At 62.1% G+C, this 18,906-nt stretch carries 16 protein-coding genes; 10 read left to right on the top strand and 6 right to left on the bottom strand.

From position 1 onward, the window contains the following. Positions 1-67: 67 nt before the first annotated feature. A complete protein-coding gene (locus tag BGP85_RS10595) occupies positions 68-355 on the top strand; it encodes a hypothetical protein (RefSeq protein WP_103447117.1) in 288 nt (95 codons plus the stop codon). Positions 356-443: 88 nt separating this feature from the next. Then, the gene (locus BGP85_RS10590; RefSeq protein WP_103447116.1) at positions 444-1,058 is read left to right on the top strand and encodes a Yip1 family protein; all 615 of its coding nucleotides are present in this window, start codon (positions 444-446) and stop codon (positions 1,056-1,058) included. Positions 1,059-1,074: 16 nt separating this feature from the next. Here the strand turns inward: BGP85_RS10590 and BGP85_RS10585 are convergent, their stop codons facing one another. The 5 genes from BGP85_RS10585 to BGP85_RS10565 all read right to left on the bottom strand — a co-directional run bounded on the left by BGP85_RS10585 (position 1,075) and on the right by BGP85_RS10565 (position 5,051). Next, on the bottom strand, positions 1,075-1,335 hold the full coding sequence (locus BGP85_RS10585; RefSeq protein ID WP_103448239.1) for a DUF1652 domain-containing protein: 261 nt from the start codon (positions 1,333-1,335) through the stop codon (positions 1,075-1,077). Between the two features lie 214 nt (positions 1,336-1,549). Further along, positions 1,550-2,461: a DNA-3-methyladenine glycosylase family protein gene (locus BGP85_RS10580; protein WP_103447115.1), complete on the bottom strand. Its 912-nt coding sequence runs from the start codon at positions 2,459-2,461 to the stop codon at positions 1,550-1,552. Positions 2,462-2,539: 78 nt separating this feature from the next. Further along, on the bottom strand, positions 2,540-3,427 hold the full coding sequence (locus BGP85_RS10575) for a pirin family protein (protein ID WP_103447114.1): 888 nt from the start codon (positions 3,425-3,427) through the stop codon (positions 2,540-2,542). A 100-nt stretch (positions 3,428-3,527) separates the two neighbouring features. Further along, complete coding sequence (locus BGP85_RS10570; RefSeq protein WP_103447113.1) at positions 3,528-4,400, bottom strand: alpha/beta fold hydrolase; 873 nt, start codon at positions 4,398-4,400, stop codon at positions 3,528-3,530. A 21-nt stretch (positions 4,401-4,421) separates the two neighbouring features. Further along, the gene (locus BGP85_RS10565) at positions 4,422-5,051 is read right to left on the bottom strand and encodes a LysE family translocator (protein WP_103447112.1); all 630 of its coding nucleotides are present in this window, start codon (positions 5,049-5,051) and stop codon (positions 4,422-4,424) included. 121 nt (positions 5,052-5,172) lie between these two features. On the opposite strand from BGP85_RS10565, the gene BGP85_RS10560 reads away from it, so the two are divergent. From BGP85_RS10560 to BGP85_RS10530, 7 genes are all read left to right on the top strand, one after another. Then, positions 5,173-5,652, top strand: a complete 480-nt coding sequence (locus tag BGP85_RS10560; protein ID WP_103447111.1) for a GNAT family N-acetyltransferase — start codon at positions 5,173-5,175, stop codon at positions 5,650-5,652. Positions 5,653-5,693: 41 nt separating this feature from the next. After that, entirely contained in the window at positions 5,694-6,626 is a 933-nt protein-coding gene (locus BGP85_RS10555) for a LysR family transcriptional regulator (protein ID WP_103447110.1), read from the top strand. Between the two features lie 115 nt (positions 6,627-6,741). Beyond that, a complete protein-coding gene (gene tcuA, locus BGP85_RS10550; RefSeq protein ID WP_103447109.1) occupies positions 6,742-8,187 on the top strand; it encodes an FAD-dependent tricarballylate dehydrogenase TcuA in 1,446 nt (481 codons plus the stop codon). Then, on the top strand, positions 8,174-9,331 hold the full coding sequence (gene tcuB, locus BGP85_RS10545; protein WP_103447108.1) for a tricarballylate utilization 4Fe-4S protein TcuB: 1,158 nt from the start codon (positions 8,174-8,176) through the stop codon (positions 9,329-9,331). The genes tcuA and tcuB overlap by 14 nt, the downstream gene beginning before the upstream one ends. Before the next feature lie 38 nt (positions 9,332-9,369). Further along, entirely contained in the window at positions 9,370-10,662 is a 1,293-nt protein-coding gene (locus tag BGP85_RS10540; protein ID WP_103447107.1) for an MFS transporter, read from the top strand. A gap of 108 nt (positions 10,663-10,770) precedes the next feature. Then, positions 10,771-13,302 carry an RHS repeat-associated core domain-containing protein gene (locus BGP85_RS10535; RefSeq protein WP_219811574.1) on the top strand — a complete coding sequence of 844 codons (2,532 nt, stop codon included), beginning with the start codon at positions 10,771-10,773 and terminating at the stop codon, positions 13,300-13,302. A 319-nt stretch (positions 13,303-13,621) separates the two neighbouring features. Next, a complete protein-coding gene (locus BGP85_RS10530; RefSeq protein WP_219811573.1) occupies positions 13,622-16,117 on the top strand; it encodes an RHS repeat-associated core domain-containing protein in 2,496 nt (831 codons plus the stop codon). A 66-nt stretch (positions 16,118-16,183) separates the two neighbouring features. Here the strand turns inward: BGP85_RS10530 and BGP85_RS10525 are convergent, their stop codons facing one another. Further along, the gene (locus BGP85_RS10525; protein ID WP_181005068.1) at positions 16,184-17,305 is read right to left on the bottom strand and encodes an MFS transporter; all 1,122 of its coding nucleotides are present in this window, start codon (positions 17,303-17,305) and stop codon (positions 16,184-16,186) included. Positions 17,306-17,662: 357 nt separating this feature from the next. Between BGP85_RS10525 and mexE the strand changes: the two genes are divergently transcribed. Beyond that, positions 17,663-18,904, top strand: coding sequence for a multidrug efflux RND transporter periplasmic adaptor subunit MexE (mexE, locus tag BGP85_RS10520; protein ID WP_103447104.1), 1,242 nt, complete (start codon positions 17,663-17,665; stop codon positions 18,902-18,904). Positions 18,905-18,906 lie beyond the last annotated feature (2 nt).

Here is an 18,906-nt window from a genome sequence, read left to right as displayed (position 1 = left end):
CCAGGAGCCTGTCGCCTATGCCCATCCAGCCTTCCCTGCTGTGCCAACGCGCAGGAACCCAGCGGCCATGAAGATGCCCGGCCGCGCGCCCAACGCCAGCCTGCAGCTCGACTACGTGCGCGACACCCTGTTCGGGCCGGTAGCTCTGAGCGTGGAATGCCAATGCCAGCTGGCCGCCCTCAACCTCCAGGGCCGCCCCGCCCTGCGCCTGCATATCTGCCCGCCACTGCCGGACAAGGTCGAGCGCGCCCACAGCGTTGCGTTCGTCTGGGATGGGCGCAGCTACCGCGGGGTGGTCCGTGATCAAGGCAAATGCGGCGATGGCGGCCTGAACCTGTTGCTGGAGCTGCAGTAACAAGTCGATCAACGGCGACGCACCCGGCTGAACCTGACGCAAACGGCGGATCTCCATAACTACAAGGCCTTGCCTTCTGGAGAACGTCATGAACAGCCCGTTGCTCAAGCTCTTCACCCATCCCTCCGACGCCTGGATCGACATCCGCCGCGCCGAGGAAGACCACCCGCAACAATACCTGCCGCGCCTGTTGGTGCTGGCCCTGATCCCTGCCCTGTGCCTGTTCGTTGGCACCACCACCTTCGGCTGGAGCCTCGCCGCTGAAGACCGCGTGCGCCTGAGCATGGCCAGCGCCGCGCAACTGGCCGGGCTGCTGTATGCCACCACGGTGGTCGGGGTGATGCTGATGGGGGTAATGATCCGCTGGATGTCGCGCGGCTTCGATGCACGACCGACGCTCAATCAGTGCATCGGCTTTGCGGCCTATTGCGCTACGCCGTGGTTCTTTGCCGGCGTGTTCGGCCTGGTGCCGATCCGCTGGTTGGCACTGCTGGCACTGGTCGCCGCCTCAGCCTACGCCACGGTATTGCTGTACGGCGGCTTGCAGACCTTCCTGCGCCTGCGCAAGGAGCAGGCCATGCTGTTTGCCAGCTGCGTCTGGGGTGTGGGGTTGCTGTTGCTGGTGACCATCCTGGTGACAATGATCCTGTTCTGGACCAACGGCCTCATGCCGGCATACGTGCGTCCGGCCAGCCTCGGCTGACCGGAGCGCAGGGTGCTCAGGCGATGGCTCTGAGTGCCGCCGGATGGCTGTCTCGCAGGGTGTGCAACTGGCCAACCAGGTTCACCAGGTCACGACAACTATTCAAGTTTTGCAGCGAGATCCCGGAGAGGGTCACGCCCTGCTCCAGGCTTTGCCCCTGACCCAGGCGGATGGTCAGGGTAGTGCCGTCCGGGCAGCTGACTTCGCAGCGGTCGGGCAGGCAGGCCTGCTCGATAATCTGCCGCATTTCCAGCATCGAAACTCCTATCAACGACATGGTACGACCCTCTCTGTACTGGATGGCCTGTTGTATGTGAGTACGCCTTTGGCAGGCAGGGTGCCAATTGAAATTGCGCATGCCCAAGCGGCCGTCCATGCGCCGGGGCAATGATCGTGCGGAGAATCCTTTAGCACCTTAGTGGAAGAACGATGATCGGCCTCGCCTGTTCGATCGAATGCTGGCACTTCACGACAGGCGGTCGCTGAACGGCCTATTTGTCTTCCAGGGACGCCCATAGATGCTGCGCGGCATAAGCGCGCCAGGGGCGCCAGGCCTGGGCGCGTTCGGCCAGTTGGGCGTCGGGCCCTTCCAGCAGGCGCAAGGCTTTGACCAGCGCTACATCGCCCAGCGGCAACGCATCAGCGGCGCCCGCCTGGCGCAGCGCCAGATACAGGGCGCTCCAGGGGCCGATGCCTTTCAGCCGGCAGAGGTTGGCCAACAGCGGCTCCAGGGCCTGGCCCTTTCGCAGCAGTTCTGGTTCTGCCAGCAGTGCCCGCGCCAACGTACCGAGGGTGGCAGCGCGTGCTCGGGGCATGCCGAGGTTTTCCAGGTCGGCGTTGGCGAGCACCTTCGTTGTCGGGAAGACGTGGGTCAGGCCTGCGGTCGGCAGACATAGCGGCTGGCCATGACGCGCTACCAGGCGTCCGGCCAGGGTCATGGCGCCCGCTACGCTGATCTGCTGGCCGAGTACCGTGCGCACGGCTTGCTCGCAGGCGTCCCACCCTTGAGGGACGCGCAGGCCCGGGCGGGCGGCGATCAGCCGGGCCATCAAGGGGTCGTGGCACAGTTCGGCGGCAATGCGTGCGGGGTTAGCGTCGAGGTCGAAAAAGCGGCGAATGCGGGCGATCAGGCTGGGGACAGCTGAGGCAGGCACGCCGCTGAGCTGGATAATCAAGCGATTGCCGCTGGCGGGCCGGGCTTCTAGTACGCCGTGTTTGCCTGCCACGGGGAAACTGCGGCGATAGGTGCCAGCGCTGAAGGTTTCAATGCCGGGGATGCAGCGGGCAGCCAGGAAGGCCTGGGTCGAAGGCCAATGGTAGGGCAAGGGGTAGCGCAGCCACAAAGTGTGCTGGCCGGAGGCATTGAGTGAGCGGTGGACGGCGTGCAGTCGGGACAGAGCCATTGCTGCATCATGCCAAGGTTTGCAGGGTTTGTACCGGCCTCTTCGCGGGCACGCCCGCGAAGAGGCCGGTACAGGCAATCAATGATCCAAGCCAGCACCCTCGCCCCCCATCTGCCCAAACCGCCCGGCGTGGAAATCATCGAACGACTCGGCAATCTCCGCCTGGCTGTTCATCACGAACGGTCCATAGCCTACGATCGGCTCATCGATCGGCTCACCGCTGAGCAACAGCAGGCTGGTACCTTCAAGCGCCTCGATCACCACATCCGCGCCACCGCGCTCCAGCAGCACCAGGCTGGCCGGGCCAGCTTCGCGCTCGCCGTTGACCCGCACGCTACCGCGCAACACCACCAGTGCAGCATTGTGGCCGTCGGCGATCGGCAATTGCAGGCTGGCACCCGCCTTCAGGCGCATGTCCCACACATCCATCGGGGTAAAGGTCCGCGCCGGGCCTGCATGGCCCTGATAGGCGCCAGCAATTACCCGCAGGCTGCCGCTATCGCCCTCCAGTTGCACCACCGGAATGTCCGTCGCCAGCAGCGTCTGGTACCCCGCCGCTGCACGCTTGTCACGCGCCGGCAGGTTGACCCACAGTTGCACCATCTCCAGTGAACCGCCACTGCGGGCGAAGGCCGGGGAATGGAACTCTTCGTGGATGATGCCATTGGCAGCGGTCATCCACTGCACGTCACCCGGGCCGATCAGGCCACCGGCACCGGTCGAGTCCCGGTGTTCCAGTTCGCCCTGATAGACGATGGTCACGGTTTCGAAGCCGCGGTGCGGATGCTGACCGACTCCGCGTCGATCGCTGGTCGGGCTGAAGTCGTACGGGCCGGCATAGTCCAGCAGCAGGAACGGGCTGATCTTGCTGGCCAGGTTGTCGTAGGTGAACAGGCTGCGCACCGGGAAACCATCACCCACCCAATGGGCGTGGGGGCTGCGGTGGATACCCAGAATCTTTTTCATGAGAAGTCTCCTCTCCAAACTGGGTTAACCTTACCAATCAGCCCAATCAGCCGGTAGTCGGCTTAAACGGCATTGATCGTTCCATAAATGGAACAGCCAATCACGCTTGCAGGTAGACCAGCACCTTCTGCGCAGCCATCGCCGGATCTTCCTGCATGAAGCAGTGCCCACCGCAGACCTGAACGGCGCTAACTACAGGGTTGAGGCTGGCGAGGCGCTGCACCGAGTGCGGCACGAAGGGATAGGTGTGTTCGCCATACAGCACCAGGGTTGGCACCTGGATGGCAGCCAGCTGCGCCCACATGCGCGACGGGAACGAGCTGAAAATTTCCACTTCGCGACTGGGCCGGCACTTGAGCACCACGCCTTCGCCGCAATCACCGATCGCGTGCTCGACATACGCCTGCAACGCCGCGTCGCTCCAGCCCTTGAAGATGCCACGCCCGTGCAGCGATGCCCGCGCTGACTCACGGTCCGGCCAATGGCTGCGCCGGTTGGCGGCCTTGCGCGCCAAGGTATGCCGGCGGTGCAGGCCGACCAGCGCAGCCGCGCCCATCACGCCGATCATGCGCCGGCTGAACAGCACCGGATCGAGCAGTACGGCACGGGCAAACAAGCCCGGCTGGCTGGCCAGCATCAACCCGGTCAGCACCCCGCCGAAACTGTGCCCCACGGCGTACCGGGGAACCTCGCCATATTCCCCACGGCCGGCCTCGAAGGCCTCCACCGCCAGGGCAGCGGTACGGTTCCAGCCGCGGAAGTCACCGCCATGGTCGCTGTCACCATGGCCCTGGACATCGCAGAGCCACAGATCGAAATGTTCACTCAGGCTCAACAGCAGCGGCTGGTAGGCCAGGCAGCAAAAGCCGTTACCGTGCAGGAAATGCAGCAACGGCTTGCCGCTGGCTGGTGAGCGCCAGCCACGCAGGGTGAAGCCTTCGGAGCTGTCGAAGGACCAGGGAATCAACTGCATCGGCTTGCTGTACTCATGGGTTCATGAAAACGCCGATTCTACAAACAGCAGCGGGTAGAGTGAAATCACCAGCAGCAAGGCCATCAGGACATTGAACAGCATCAGCCAGCGCGGGTTCTGCAGCAGGTTGCGCAGGGCGCTGCCGAACATCACCCAGACACCGACGCTGGGCAGGTTGACCAAGGCAAACAGCGCAGCAATCACCACCACATTCATCACATAGCCTTGGGCCGGCGTGTAGGTGGTGATTGCCCCCACCGCCATTACCCAGGCCTTGGGGTTGACCCACTGGAATGCCGCTGCGCCCCAGAACCCAAGCGGCTTGCGCGCGCTCGGCGAATCGCCGCCGAGCGGCCCTGAGGTGGCGATCTTCCAGGCCAGGTACAGCAAGTAGGCCGCACCGGTATAGCGCAACACGGTGTACAGCGCCGGCCAGGCCTTGAATACCTCGCCCAGGCCCAGGCCGACCGCCAACACCATGACCATGAAGCCAACGCTGATGCCCATGGCATGCGGGATCGAACGGCGCACGCCAAAGTTCACGCCCGAGGCCAGCAGCATGGTGTTGTTGGGCCCCGGTGTGATCGAGGAAACGAAGGCAAACAGCACAAAGGCGGTAAGCAGGTCGGCAGAGGCAAGCATGGCAGGCATTCCAGAATCGTTGCAGGTGCTGTCACACTAACGGAGTCGCCCTGCCCTGCGACCGGTACAGTTACATTAAATTATGCAGATACACATCACTGTACTGCTCACCAAAACAAGGAAGCCCCCCATGAGCCTGACCATCCGCCCTGCCGTTCGCGCCGATGCCGCGCAGATTCTTGCCTACATCACCGAGCTGGCCGAGTACGAACGCGCCCGTCACGAAGTGGTCGCCACCCTGGCCGATATCGAGCACAGCCTGTTCGACGAAGGCAGCACCGTGCACAGCCTGATCTGCGAGCGCGACGGCAAGGCCATCGGCTTTGCCGTGTATTTCTACAGCTATTCGACCTGGCAGGGCCGCAACGGCATCTACCTGGAAGACCTGTACATCACCCCTGAGCAGCGTGGCGGTGGCGCGGGTCGGGATGTGCTGCGGCATATCGCACGCGAAGCCGTGGCCAACGGTTGCGCGCGCTTCGAGTGGAGCGTACTGGACTGGAACGAGCCCGCGATCGGTTTCTACAAGTCGTTGGGCGCCGAGCCACAAGATGAGTGGGTGCGCTACCGGCTGGATGGCGACAAGCTTTTGCAATTTGCCCAAGGTTGATCGCATTTACCCGCCTCTCGCCCCCTCTCTGGAGCCCCCCCTTGGAACTCAGGCAACTGCGCTACTTCGTCAAGATCATCGAACACGGCAGCCTTGGCCGCGCCGCGCTCGAACTGGAGGTCGGCGTCTCCGTCCTGAGCCAGCAGATCGCCAAGCTCGAAAGCGAGCTGTGCACCCGCCTGCTCAACCGCAGCAGCACAGGGGTCACGCCAACCAGCGCCGGCATGGCGTTCCTGCACCATGCCCAGCTCAGCCTGCGCCAGGCCGACAACGCCATCCTCGCCGCCCACCGTGGGCGCATGAGCGGCTACGTCACCGTCGGCCTGCCGCCGACCACCGCGACCGTGCTCGCCCTGCCGCTGATCAATGCCATGCGCGAGCGCTACCCCGACATCCAGCTGCACCTGGTGGAAATGCTCTCCGGGCACCTTGCCGCGCAGCTCAACGCCCGGCAGATCGACCTCGCCATCCTGTTCCAGCTCGAAGGAGGCAAACGCTGGAGCGTGACGCCGCTGCTCGATGAACGGCTGTTCGTCATCAGCCCTCCACAGCTACCCCTCGCGCCCGAAGGCAGTGTGCAACTGACCGACCTGGGCCCGCTGCCACTGGTCATGCCCAGCGCCCAGCACGGTCTGCGTTCGACCCTGATGGCTGCATTCGAACGCTCCGGCCTGGTGCCGAACATCATCATGGAAGTCGATGGCCTGGCCGTGCTGATGAATGCGGTGCGCGCCGGCCATGCCGCGACCATCCAACCAGGCGCTGCAGCGGCGCTCAGCGGTGAAAGCGGGCTGCGGGTCGCGCAAATCAGCGACGCCCACGTTGGCCGACGCAACCTGCTGGCAACCCTGGCGGACGATGAGCTGTCACCCGCCGCGCTGGCCGCCCGACGGGTGATCATCGACGTTGCCCGCCAACTTGTCAGCCAGCGGCAATGGCCGGGCGCGACCTGGATCGAAGACGCCAGCCTTTAGAAAAACTGAACACCCCATGCCATAGCCCGCCTTTCGGCGCCCGGCCGACAGCCCTACTGTCTCCTCACTCGCAAGGGGCCCTTCGTTCATGCCTCCTTGCGACCGAGGAGCGACAATGATCGATGTTCTTGTAATCGGCGGCGGTAACGCCGCCCTCTGTGCCGCGCTGATGGCCCGCGAGGCCGGCGCCAGCGTCATGCTGCTGGAGGCCGCGCCCAGGGCCTGGCGTGGCGGTAATTCGCAGCACACCCGCAACCTGCGCTGCATGCACGACGCACCCCAGGATGTGCTGGTCGATGCCTACCCCGAAGAAGAGTACTGGCAGGACCTGCTCAAGGTCACCGGCGGCCTGACCAACGAAAAACTCGCGCGCATAGCCATCCGTGCGTCCTCCAGCTGCCGCGACTGGATGCGCAGCCACGGTGTGCATTTTCAGCCGCCGCTGTCCGGTGCCCTGCATGTGGCACGGACCAACGCGTTCTTTATGGGCGGCGGCAAGGCGTTGGTGAATGCCTATTTCCGCAGCGCCGAACGGCTCGGCGTGCAGGTGCGCTACAACGCCCAGGTCAACGATATCGAACTGCAGGGCGGCAGGTTCGTCGCAGCTCACCTGCCCCCCCGCGAGGTCGAGGGCCGCCAGCTGCCTGCAGAACGCATCCAGGCAAGGGCCTGCGTGTTGGCGGCGGGCGGCTTCGAGTCCAACCGTGAGTGGTTGCGTGAAGCCTGGGGCCAGAATGCCCGTGGCGAATGGCCGTCGGACAACTTCCTGATCCGCGGCACACGCTTCAACACCGGCATCCTGCTCAAGCGCATGGGCGAACTGGGCGCCGACATCATCGGCGACCCGACCCAGGCACACATGGTTGCCATCGACGCCCGCGCGCCGCTGTATGACGGTGGCATCTGCACCCGCATCGACTGCGTGTCACTAGGCGTGGTGGTCAATCGCGACGGCGAGCGTTTCTATGACGAAGGCGAAGACTTCTGGCCCAAGCGTTATGCCATCTGGGGCCGCCTTGTAGCCGGCCAGCCGGGTCAGCAGGCCTATTCGATCATCGACCAGCAGGCCATCGGCCGCTTCATGCCTCCGGTGTTCCCAGGCACCACGGCCAATTCCCTGGCCGAACTGGCGCGCAAGCTGGGCCTGCCAGAAGCACAGTTCTGCCAGACCATCGAAGCGTTCAACAGTGCCTGCCAGGTCGGCACCTTCGACCATACCGCGCTTGACGATTGCCACACCACAGGCGTGACCCCGGCCAAGACCCACTGGGCCCGCCCGCTGAGCAAACCGCCGTTCTACGCCTACCCGCTCAAGCCAGGCGTCACCTTCACCTACCTGGGCCTGGCGACCGACGAAAGCGCCGCCGTGCATTTCGCCGGCAAGCCCAGCCCCAACCTTTTCGTCGCTGGAGAAATGATGGCCGGTAACGTACTGGGCAAGGGTTACACCGCTGGTATCGGCATGGCCATCGGCACGGCGTACGGCCGTATCGCCGGCGTCCAGGCGGCCGCCAGCGCAGGCTTCGTCGACATCCAGGAGGCACGCCATGCAGCTGTTTGATCCGCAGGCACAAAGTGAACTGATCCCGGTGCTTAACGTGCACGAAAGCGAAGTGCAGCGGCAGATGAGCATCTGCAATGCCTGCCGTTATTGCGAAGGTTTCTGCGCCGTGTTTCCGGCGATGACCCGGCGCCTGGAGTTCGCCCAGGCCGACATCCACTACCTGGCCAACCTCTGCCACAACTGCGGCGCCTGCCTGCACGCCTGCCAGTACGCCGCGCCCCACGAATTCCAGGTCAACGTGCCCAAGGCCATGGCAAAGGTGCGCCTCGACACTTACACCGAATATGCCTGGCCGCGCACCCTCGGCCGTCTGTACCAGCGCAACGGCCTGACCCTTGCGCTGGCCAGCGGCTTCGCCCTGGTGCTGTTCCTGTGCCTGAGCCTGCTGGCCATGGGTAACTTGTTCACACCCATGGCCGGCGGCAACTTCTATGGCATCTTTGCCCACAACACACTGGCGCTGATGTTCGGTGGGGTGTTCGGCTTCGCAGTCATCGCCCTGGCGCTGGGCGTGCGCCGGTTCTGGCGCGACATCTCCCCTCCAGCAGCAACGGTCGCGCTAAAAACCGCCGCTGCACTGGAAGCGACTACCAGTGTGGCCCGCCTCAAGTACCTCGACGGAGGACATGGCGAGGGCTGCAACAATGCCGATGACCGTTTCACCCTGTGGCGGCGACGCTTCCACCACCTGACTTTCTACGGTTTCCTGTTGTGCCTGGCCGCCACCGGCAGCGCGACGCTCTACCACTACCTGCTTGGCTTGGAGGCGCCGTACCCGGTGCTGAGCCTGCCGGTCATGCTTGGCATCGCCGGAGGCCTCGGCCTGCTGGCGGGCCCTGCCGGGCTGCTGTACCTCAACCTGCGACGCAACCCCAACCACGGCGACGCCGAACAGAAACCCATGGACCGCGGTTTCATCGCTCTGCTGTTGCTGGTCAGCGCCAGCGGCCTGGCCCTGCTGGCGTTCCGCGAAACCAGCGCCCTTGGCCTGCTGTTGGCCCTGCACCTGGGGCTGGTGATGGCGTTCTTCCTGACCATGCCTTACAGCAAGTTCGCCCACGGCATTTTCCGCAGCGCCGCGTTGCTCAAGCACGCCATCGAGAAACGTCAGCCCAACCCGATCAATGCTGGCAACGACTGAGCGCGGCAACCTCCATCCAATAACAACAAAAGCGAGCCATGATGAAAACGACAACACCGACCCGGGGCGCCACCCTCGGCGCCATCTTGCGGGTCACCAGCGGCAACTTCCTCGAACAGTTCGACTTCTTCCTGTTCGGTTTCTATGCCACCTACATTTCCCAGACGTTCTTCCCGGCCAGCAGCGAGTTCGCCTCGCTGATGATGACCTTCGCGGTGTTCGGCTCGGGCTTCCTGATGCGCCCGCTGGGTGCCATCGTGCTGGGCGCCTACATCGACAAGGTCGGCCGGCGCAAAGGGCTGATCGTGACGCTGTCGATCATGGCTGCTGGCACCGTGCTGATTGCCCTGGTGCCCGGCTATGCCAGCATCGGTATCCTCGCCCCACTGCTGGTATTGCTGGGCCGGCTGTTGCAGGGCTTTTCAGCCGGCGCCGAGCTGGGTGGCGTATCCGTGTACCTTTCGGAGATCGCCAAGCCGGGGCGCACCGGCTTCTACACCAGTTGGCAGTCGGCGAGCCAGCAAGTGGCGATCGTCGTGGCGGCGGCGCTGGGCTATACCCTCAACGCCTGCATGGAAACCAGTGAGGTGGCAGCCTGGGGATGGCGCATTCCGTTCTTCATCGGTTGCGTGATCATCCCGTTCATCTTCATCATCCGCCGCTCGCTGCAGGAGACCGAAGCGTTCAAGGCCCGCGCACATCACCCGGGGACGGCCGAGGTGTTCCGCTCGATGTGCGACAACTGGCGCACGGTGCTGGCCGGTGGTTTGCTGGCGGCGATGACCACCACCACGTTCTACCTGATCACGGTGTACACCCCGACCTTCGGCAAGACCGTGCTGCACCTGAGCACCACCGATAGCCTGGTGGTGACCCTGCTGGTCGGGGTCAGCAACTTCATCTGGCTGCCCCTCGGCGGTGCCCTCTCCGACCGCATCGGCCGGCGCCCGCAGCTGTTGGCAATTTCCCTGCTGTGCGTGCTGACCGCCTACCCGGCCATGCACTGGCTCGCTGAAGCTGCCAGCTTCGAGCGCCTGCTCGCGGTGTTGCTGTACTTCTCGATGTTCTTCGGCCTGTACAACGGTGCCATGGTCGCGGCACTGACCGAGGTGATGCCGGCGAACGTGCGGGTGGTCGGCTTCTCGCTGGCCTTCAGCCTGGCCACCGCGCTGTTCGGCGGCTTTACGCCGGCGGTGTCGACGCTGCTGGTGCAGGCCACCGGGGACAAAGCCTCACCGGCTTACTGGCTGATGTTCGCGGCGGTATGCGGGTTCACCGCGACGACCGTGCTGTACCGTCGGCAAAGGCCGCAAGCGGTAAGCGCCCCTTGACCCTGAGCCCATGGGCACCTGTCATTTTTATCAGGTTACGTACTGACGACTTTGCTGGAAGCTTACCTCGCATCGAGTCACACCCTGATCTTGCGAGGTAGCTGCCCCATGGGTCGTATCGAAAAGGCAGTCAACCACAACACCCCAACCGTAATGGCCCACGAAGGCCGTGGCCTTGTCGTGCGCAAGATTGCCTTTTACCGTCACCCTGACCAACTGGATGAAAGCCAGGTACGCATCACACGTCACCACTTCACTGCATCTGGCTTTCTGAGGCAAAGCGCGGACCCGCGCTTGGCTAACGCCGGTATTGCCAACTCCATCTATCACTACGGCCTGCGCGGCGATGCCCTGCACACCCGCAGCGTGGATGCGGGTACCTCCGTCAAACTGAGCGACACCGCCGGCCGGCCACTGCTCATCGTGAACGGCATCCTCAGCACGGGTGACAGCACGGAGGACCACAGCCAGGCCGTCAGCCACACCTGGCATTACGAGGTGCCAATCCTGCCTGGTCGGCCGCTAGCCGTTTCCGAACAGGTTGCCAGCGAAGTCCCACGAACCACTCAGCGCTTCATTTACGCGGCCAGCACGGCTGCAGACAAAGACCGGAACATCGCCGGGCATTGCATCAGTCACTACGATACGGCCGGACTGATGACCACTGAATGCATGGCCCTCTCTGGCGTGCCACTGTCGATGACACGCCGCTTGCCCCAAGCGGCGACTGACCCCGACATGCAAATGGATTGGCACGGCGTGGACCCGACTGCCTGGAATGCACTGCTTGGGCCAGAAAGGTACACCACCGTCACCTGCACCGATGCCACGGGCAGAGTGCTGAACACGCGGGATGCGGCTGACCATCAGCAGCGTGTGGCGTATGGCGTGAACGGGCAGCTGGCGCGCACTTGGCTGACCGTGAAGAACAGCGCGGAGCAACCTGTCGTGACGGCGCTGGCCCACTCGGCCGAGGGGCGAAAGCTGAGCGAGACACACGGCAACGGCGTGACCTGCACCTACCAATACGAGCCGCGAACGCAGCGACTGGCAATCATTCGAGTAGAACGTCAAACCGGCTTGCTGCAGGACCTGCGTTACCAATACGACCCGGTAGGCAATGTGCTCAATGCCAGGGACGAGTCTCAGCAGACGCGCATTTGGCGCAACCAACGGGTGGGACCAGAAAGCCTCTACGGCTACGACAGCCTGTACCAACTGGTCAGTGCCAACGGGCGGGCACCCCGGGGAGAACTGCAGAAAGTCACCCCCGTGGTGCGCGACGGCGCCCCGGGCGATCACGAACTCTACCGCTACGATGCCCGCTGCCAGCGCGTACTGAAAAGTAGCACGCAACAGCTGAACAGCCAGCAGGTCATCTATCTGGCCAATCTGGAACTGCGAACGACGGGGAAAGAAAACCTTCAGGTTTTGTGCGTGGGTGAAGTCGGGCATGCGCAAGTGCGCGTTTTGCACTGGGTGGCCGGCAAGCCGGCCGAGATTGCCGATAATCAGTGGCGTTACCAGTATGCTGATCTTATCGGCAGCCATGGCCTGGAGCTCGATGCTAGCGGCAACCTGATCAGCCGGGAGGAATATTACCCGTACGGGGAAACGTCGGTATGGGCAGCGCGCAGCGCAGTTGAGGCTGACTACAAGACCGTACGCTTTTCCGGCAAGGAGCGCGATGCGACCGGTTTGTATTACTACGGCTATCGGTATTACCAGCCTTGGGCAGGGCGCTGGTTGAGTGCGGACCCGGCAGGCACGCTGGATCATTTGAATCTCTATTGCATGGTTCGCAACAACCCTGTTAGCTACCTTGACGATCAGGGGCTCATGCTGCAGTCGCCCCAGGCCGATCCGTCTGAGACGAGGGAAGACATCAAAATACTGAAGTACGGACTGGACAACTTTGAAAGCAGTGAAAAAGATCTAGTTGAAGCAACCCTGGAAACATCACTAAATACGTTGATAAGCGTCACGGATCCAGCATTCATTCCTGATGCAACTCTAATGAGGCATTATTTCGGCAGCGAATACCTATCCCAATACACCAACATTAGAAACAGCTGGAACCAAACGCTGGATGTACTTGCCGAATATCCGTCCACCTTCTCAGAATACAGTCAAATCTATCGCGCCCAAACCAACACCCCAAACGTGTTTGCCGCGACAGAACAAAGCAACGGAACTGGGCGCCTGTATATTTTTGATAATTTCTTCACACTCAGCCACTCACCTGAAGCACTAGTGGCAACAATTATCCATGAATTCAGTCATTTTGGATATGTAAACGGCATGAGCGCGAAAGGCCCCAATACCCATGACTTTTTCTACTTGAGCGACGGAGAACCAACCTTTGATTCCTTCAAATTATTGAATAGACCTAAGTTTCAAGCGAGCGACGTCATAACCCCAGAATTATTTCTCGCCGAGACAGCAAACTTCCGATCACTTCATATCGTAGACGCAAACAAAAACACTCTGACTTACAGGCAACACAATGTAGATGCTTACTTAACCCTGAATAATGCAGTTACTTTCTTCAACAACACGCCTCTACTGCGATCCCGCATTGCGGCCAGGAATGCCGACAGCATTGCATATGCAGCAGTCAAACTGGCAGTCAAGATGTGATCCACAGCGCTTCTGTCCATTTACGGATAGTAAGCTGAGTTCTACAACAATTGCGCGGGAACTTGCCAAGTTTTCAGAGACTCAGGACCTTGTCGTCACAGCTGCGAGGGTTCTGACTTTACGCATGACCACCAACCCCTCCGCCGCGACCTGCAGCACCAGTGCCACATCAGCAAGCTCAATATCCCAGTCACTGTCGCACAGCCATCAGCTGAGCCCGTTATACCGCAAACGTTCCCAGCATTATTGCCAGGTTACAACTCATCCTTGATGAGGAATGCTTGCTTCACGCAGGTGCGTTCAGCCGGAGCGAGGCAATATGTCCATAGGGAACATGGCAATCGCAGTCAACCAAAACACCCCAAAGGCAATAGCCCGCGATGGCCGCGGTTCAAGCGTGCGCGAGATCACTTATCACCGCCATCCGGACGCACTGGATGTAACCCGGGCACGCGTCACCCGCCACCACTTCACTGCATCTGGCTTTCTGAAGCAGAGCGCAGACCCACGCTTGGCTAACGCCGGTATTGCCAACTTCATCTATCACTACGACCTGCGCGGCAATGCCTTGCACACCCGCAGCGTGGATGCGGGTACCTCCGTCAAACTGAGCGACACCGCCGGCCGGCCACTGCTCATCGTGAACGGCATCCTCAGCACCGGCGACAGCAGGGAGGACCACAGCCAGGCCGTCAGCCACACCTGGCATTACGAGGTGCCAACCCTGCCTGGTCGGCCGCTAGCCGTTTCCGAGCAGGTTGCCAGCGAAGGCCCACGAACAACACAGCGCTTCATTTACGCGGCCAGCACGGCTGCAGACAAAGACCGGAACATCGCCGGGCATTGCATCAGTCACTACGATACGGCCGGGCTGATGGCCACTGAATGCATGGCCCTCTCTGGCGTGCCACTGTCGATGACACGCCGCTTGCCCCAAGCGGCGACTGACCCCGACCTGCAAGTCGATTGGCATGGTGCGGACCCGACTGCCTGGAATGCACTGCTTGGGCCAGAAAGGTACACTACCGTCACCTGCACCGATGCCACGGGCAATGTGCTGAACACGCGGGATGCGGCTGACCATCAGCAGCGTGTGGCGTATGGCGTGAACGGGCAGCTGGCGCGCACTTGGCTGACCGTGAAGAACAGCGCAGAGCAACCTGTGGTGACGGCGCTGACCCACTCGGCCGAGGGGCGAAAGCTGAACGAGACACACGGCAACGGCGTGACCTGCACCTACCAATACGAGCCGCGAACGCAGCGACTGGCAATCATTCGAGTAAAACGTCAAACCGGCTTGCTGCAGGACCTGCGTTACCAATACGACCCGGTAGGCAATGTGCTCAATGCCAGAGACGAGTCTCAGCAGACGCGCATTTGGCGCAACCAACGGGTGGGACCAGAAAGCCTCTACGGCTACGACAGCCTGTACCAACTGGTCAGTGCCAACGGGCGGGCACCCCGGGGAGAACTGCAGAAAGTCACCCCCGTGGTGCGCGACGGCGCCCCGGGCGATCACGAACTCTACCGCTACGATGCCCGCTGCCAGCGCGTACTGAAGAGCAGCACGCAACAGCTGAACAGCCAGCAGGTCATCTACCTGGCCAATCTGGAACTGCGAACGACGGGGAAAGAAAGCCTTCAGGTTTTGTGCGTGGGTCAAACCGGTCATGCGCAAGTGCGCGTTTTGCACTGGGTGGCTGGCAAGCCGGCTGAGATTGCCGATGACCAGTTGCGTTACCAGTATGGCGACCTTATCGGCAGCCATGGCCTGGAGCTCGATGGTAGCGGCAGCCTGATCAGCCGGGAGGAATATTACCCGTACGGGGAGACGTCGGTATGGGCAGCGCGCAGTGCGATTGAGGCTGACTACAAGACCGTGCGTTTTTCGGGCAAGGAGCGCGATGCGACCGATTTGTATTACTACGGCTACCGGTATTACCTGTCTTGGGCAGGGCGCTGGTTGAGTGCGGACCCGGCTGAGACAGTGGATGGTTTGAACCTTTACTGCATGGTCCAAAACAACCCTGGCACCTATGCAGACTCAAATGGCCTCACGCTGACTATTACAGCATATGGCTTATCACAGTTCCCCGCAGACGAAGCAGAAACAGTAAAACAAGCATTAGATGCAGCACTCCTCGCGCTCAGAAAAGTCGTGAAACCAGGCCAGTCTCTATACGCAAACGAAATGAAAACATTCTTTGGACCGCGATATGCGGATGTATTGCCGAACATAGTAAACAACTGGAAAAAAATAGCGGGCATGCTAACAGAATATGCAACACCCGAAATAGGGCACAAGAAGATAAACCGAGCAACAGAAGGCGCCAGCAACACGTATGCGCAAGTAGCCAAAAGTGATTTCCAAGGCAGCATTCTCATCCTGGACGAATTTTTCTCAACCTCCCTTACAAATGAAACACGCGCAGCAACAATCATCCATGAAATTAGCCACCTTCGAAGGGTGTCAGGAATACAGTCAGTCAGCGTAAGCGCACAGGACTTCTTTTACCTTCTGGATAGCAACGCGTCAGCAGACTCTTACAAAATTGCTTACGAAGGAAGACTCTTGGAAAACCAAGTCGAAGACCGAATTGGTTTATTCAATGAAATCGCCACTGAAAATAATTACAAAATCATCCGAGTTGACGACCAATCCATGCACTATACCGATCAACAACGTCTGGGTTACTTGCCACTGAGCGATGCAGTATCGAGATTCAATGCAAGCAGTTCTCTGCGCGCACGAGTCACCAGCAAAAATTCTGACAGCCTCTCCTACTCAGCAATGAAAATGGCTGCAAGGTTATGAATGTGACTCAATCCATTCACCCTTATTTCGTAGCTGATATGACACCGAAAACTACAGTCTTACTTACTAGCCAATACGAACCTTACGCATCACCATCCCCACCAACCCCAAATTGACCAACGCCAGCAGACACAGCGCCACCAACACCCCCATCGAGCCAAAGTGCTCGAACAGAAAGCCACCTACCACAGGCGTGAGTGCCTGCCCGATCAGCGAAGGCCGCGACATGCGCCCCATCAGCAGCACATATTGCGCCGGTGGCATCATCGCCAGCGGCAGCAGCCCACGCACGATCGCTCGCAGGCCGTTGCCGCAGCCGAACACCAGCAAGCCCACCGCCGTAGCAGCCGGGACAAAGGTCACCATCAGCAACCCGATCAGCACCAGGCTAACCCAGGCGAGCGCGGTCCAGATCGGGTGGCGCTTGCCCGCCAGGATCTGCAGCACCCGCGACGCCACCTGGCTGGGCCCGAGCATCGCCGCCAGGCCGATGGCCACCGGCAGCGAATGCCCCAGCCCCTGCAGCACGGCCACCAGCTGTACGGCGATGGCGGTCATGATGATCGCGCCGATGGCGAACATGCTGGTCAACAGCAGGTACAGCGGGCGGTCCACGCCAAGCGCTTCGCCTTGTGCCTGCGCCCTGGCCGGCACCTCGACCCGCCCGCCCGCTGGCAGCACCCGCCAGTACAACGGTGCCACCACCACGATCAACACCAGCGCATAGCACACGCAGGTCGCTCGCCAGCCGAAGTGTTCGATGGCCAGGGCCACGGTCGGCCATGAAAGGGTCGAGGCGAAGCCGGCAATCAGGGTGATGCCGGTAATCGCCTTGCCCGCGCCTTCGCCATACAACCCGCCGAGGGTGGCGAACAACGTTTCATACAAACCCATTGCCATGCCGATGCCGATCACCGCCCAGGCCAGCAGGAACAGGCCGAGGTTGTGGCTGGCAGCCATGATCAGCAACCCCACCGCCACCACCCCGCCGCTGGCGGCCATTTGCGGGCGGCCGCCGTAGCGGGCGACCAGCCGGCTGGACAACGGGGCCAGCAGCGCCGAGACCATCAGGCTCAGGGACAGCGCACCGTAGACCCATTGGCTAGGCCAGCCGGTGTCGCGGCTGATCGGGTCGGCCATCACCGCCATGAGGAAGAACGAGCCGCCCCAGACCAGAATTTGCAGCACGCCGAGGAGGACGATGCCGAGGGGGCCGGGCAGGCGGTGGTAAGTGTGCACGGTGGGGCCTATTTCAGTCGCTATGCCGGGGGTGGCTGTGCCGGCCTCTTCGCGGGACAAGCCCGCTCCTGCAGGTACAACGCCAACCTTGAATGTCGCGCAATCCCTGTAGGAGCGGGCTTGCCCCGCGAAGAGGCCGGTACTGCTGTTAGAGAGCTTAAGCCCAAGCGCCGTCACATGCCCGCCATCGATGATTGATCCAGACATATCATTGCGCGTGATAATAACCTTCGCTGCGTTCGATTCGTGCGCCACGCGCAAGACACTCACACTCCGCCCACTACTAATACATTGGCGGAGTTCTCCATGGATCACTCACTCAAACCCTTGCGCTTCCCCCTCGCTGCCCTGGCAGTGGTGGTGCTCAGCGCTTGTGGCCGCACCCCCGACGCCGTGCAGGCTCCCGCCGCGCCCAAGGTCAGCGTCGCCAAGGTCATCGAGCAGCCGATCAACGAATGGGACGAGTTCACCGGCCGCCTGGAAGCGCCGGAAACCGTTGAGGTGCGCCCACGGGTCTCCGGCCAGATCGACCTGGTGGCATTCACCGAAGGCGCCCAGGTGAAGAAAGGCGACCTGCTGTTCCAGATCGACCCACGCCCGTTCCAGGCAGAGGTCCGCCGCCTTGAAGCCCAGCTGCAACAGGCCAAGGCCACCGCTATCCGCAGTGCCAACGAAGCCCGCCGTGGCGAGCGCCTGCGAGACAGCAATGCCATTTCCGCCGAGCTTGCCGAGTCGCGCAGCAGCGCCGCCGCCGAAGCCCGCGCCGGGGTCGATGCGATCCAGGCCCAGCTCGACCTGGCCCGCCTGAACCTCAGCTTCACCCGCGTCACCGCGCCGATCAGCGGCCGCGTCAGCCGCGCCGAATTCACCGCCGGCAACATCGTCACCGCCGATGTCACGCCGCTGACCAGCGTGGTGTCCACCGACAAGGTGTACGCCTATTTCGACGCCGACGAGCGCGTGTACCTCAAGTACACCCAGCTGGCGCGTGAAGGTCAGCGCGGCCAGAGCACCCCGGTGTACCTGGGCCTGACCAACGAAACCGGCAACCCGCACCTGGGCCAGATGAACTTCGTCGACAACCAGGTCAACCCGCGCACCGGCACCATCCGTGGTCGCGCCGTGTTCGACAACCGCGACGGCCAGTTCACCCCAGGCCTGTATGCACGGCTGAAGCTGGTCGGCAGCGCCCAGTACGACGCTGTGCTGATCAACGACGAAGCGGTCGGCACTGACCTTGGCAAGAAGTTCGTGCTGGTCATGGACAAGGACAACAAGGCCGCCTACCGCGCCGTGGAACTGGGGCCGAAGCTTGAAGGCCTGCGCATCGTGCGCAGCGGCCTGGCCAAGGACGACCGCATCGTGGTCAAGGGCCTGCAGCGGGTGCGCCCTGGCTCGCCGGTAACCCCGGAAGAAACGCCGATGGCCAGTGAACAGACCCTCACCGCCCTCGCCCAACAGCGCCAGGCACTCGAAGCCAGCAACCCGGCGCAGAAAGTAGCGGGCTCCACCGAAAAAGTCGCCAGCGCCCAGGCGCCACGCGGTTAAGG

The sequence above is a fragment of the Pseudomonas putida genome (genome assembly GCF_002906855.1).
GTDB lineage: Bacteria > Pseudomonadota > Gammaproteobacteria > Pseudomonadales > Pseudomonadaceae > Aquipseudomonas > Aquipseudomonas putida_N.
The sequence above is the reverse complement of the archived record's forward strand: the minus strand, read 5'-3'. Positions and strand labels throughout refer to the sequence as shown.

Excerpts from the sequence above, each read along its gene's own strand:
- BGP85_RS10595 (WP_103447117.1), top strand. The coding sequence starts at position 68 with ATGAAGATGCCCGGCCGCGCGCCCAACGCCAGCCTGCAGCTCGACTAC.
- BGP85_RS10590 (WP_103447116.1), top strand. The coding sequence starts at position 444 with ATGAACAGCCCGTTGCTCAAGCTCTTCACCCATCCCTCCGACGCCTGG.
- BGP85_RS10585 (WP_103448239.1), bottom strand. The coding sequence starts at position 1,335 with ATGTCGTTGATAGGAGTTTCGATGCTGGAAATGCGGCAGATTATCGAG.
- BGP85_RS10580 (WP_103447115.1), bottom strand. The coding sequence starts at position 2,461 with ATGGCTCTGTCCCGACTGCACGCCGTCCACCGCTCACTCAATGCCTCC.
- BGP85_RS10575 (WP_103447114.1), bottom strand. The coding sequence starts at position 3,427 with ATGAAAAAGATTCTGGGTATCCACCGCAGCCCCCACGCCCATTGGGTG.
- BGP85_RS10570 (WP_103447113.1), bottom strand. The coding sequence starts at position 4,400 with ATGCAGTTGATTCCCTGGTCCTTCGACAGCTCCGAAGGCTTCACCCTG.
- BGP85_RS10565 (WP_103447112.1), bottom strand. The coding sequence starts at position 5,051 with ATGCCTGCCATGCTTGCCTCTGCCGACCTGCTTACCGCCTTTGTGCTG.
- BGP85_RS10560 (WP_103447111.1), top strand. The coding sequence starts at position 5,173 with ATGAGCCTGACCATCCGCCCTGCCGTTCGCGCCGATGCCGCGCAGATT.
- tcuA (WP_103447109.1), top strand. The coding sequence starts at position 6,742 with ATGATCGATGTTCTTGTAATCGGCGGCGGTAACGCCGCCCTCTGTGCC.
- tcuB (WP_103447108.1), top strand. The coding sequence starts at position 8,174 with ATGCAGCTGTTTGATCCGCAGGCACAAAGTGAACTGATCCCGGTGCTT.
- BGP85_RS10540 (WP_103447107.1), top strand. The coding sequence starts at position 9,370 with ATGATGAAAACGACAACACCGACCCGGGGCGCCACCCTCGGCGCCATC.
- BGP85_RS10535 (WP_219811574.1), top strand. The coding sequence starts at position 10,771 with ATGGGTCGTATCGAAAAGGCAGTCAACCACAACACCCCAACCGTAATG.
- BGP85_RS10530 (WP_219811573.1), top strand. The coding sequence starts at position 13,622 with ATGTCCATAGGGAACATGGCAATCGCAGTCAACCAAAACACCCCAAAG.
- mexE (WP_103447104.1), top strand. The coding sequence starts at position 17,663 with ATGGATCACTCACTCAAACCCTTGCGCTTCCCCCTCGCTGCCCTGGCA.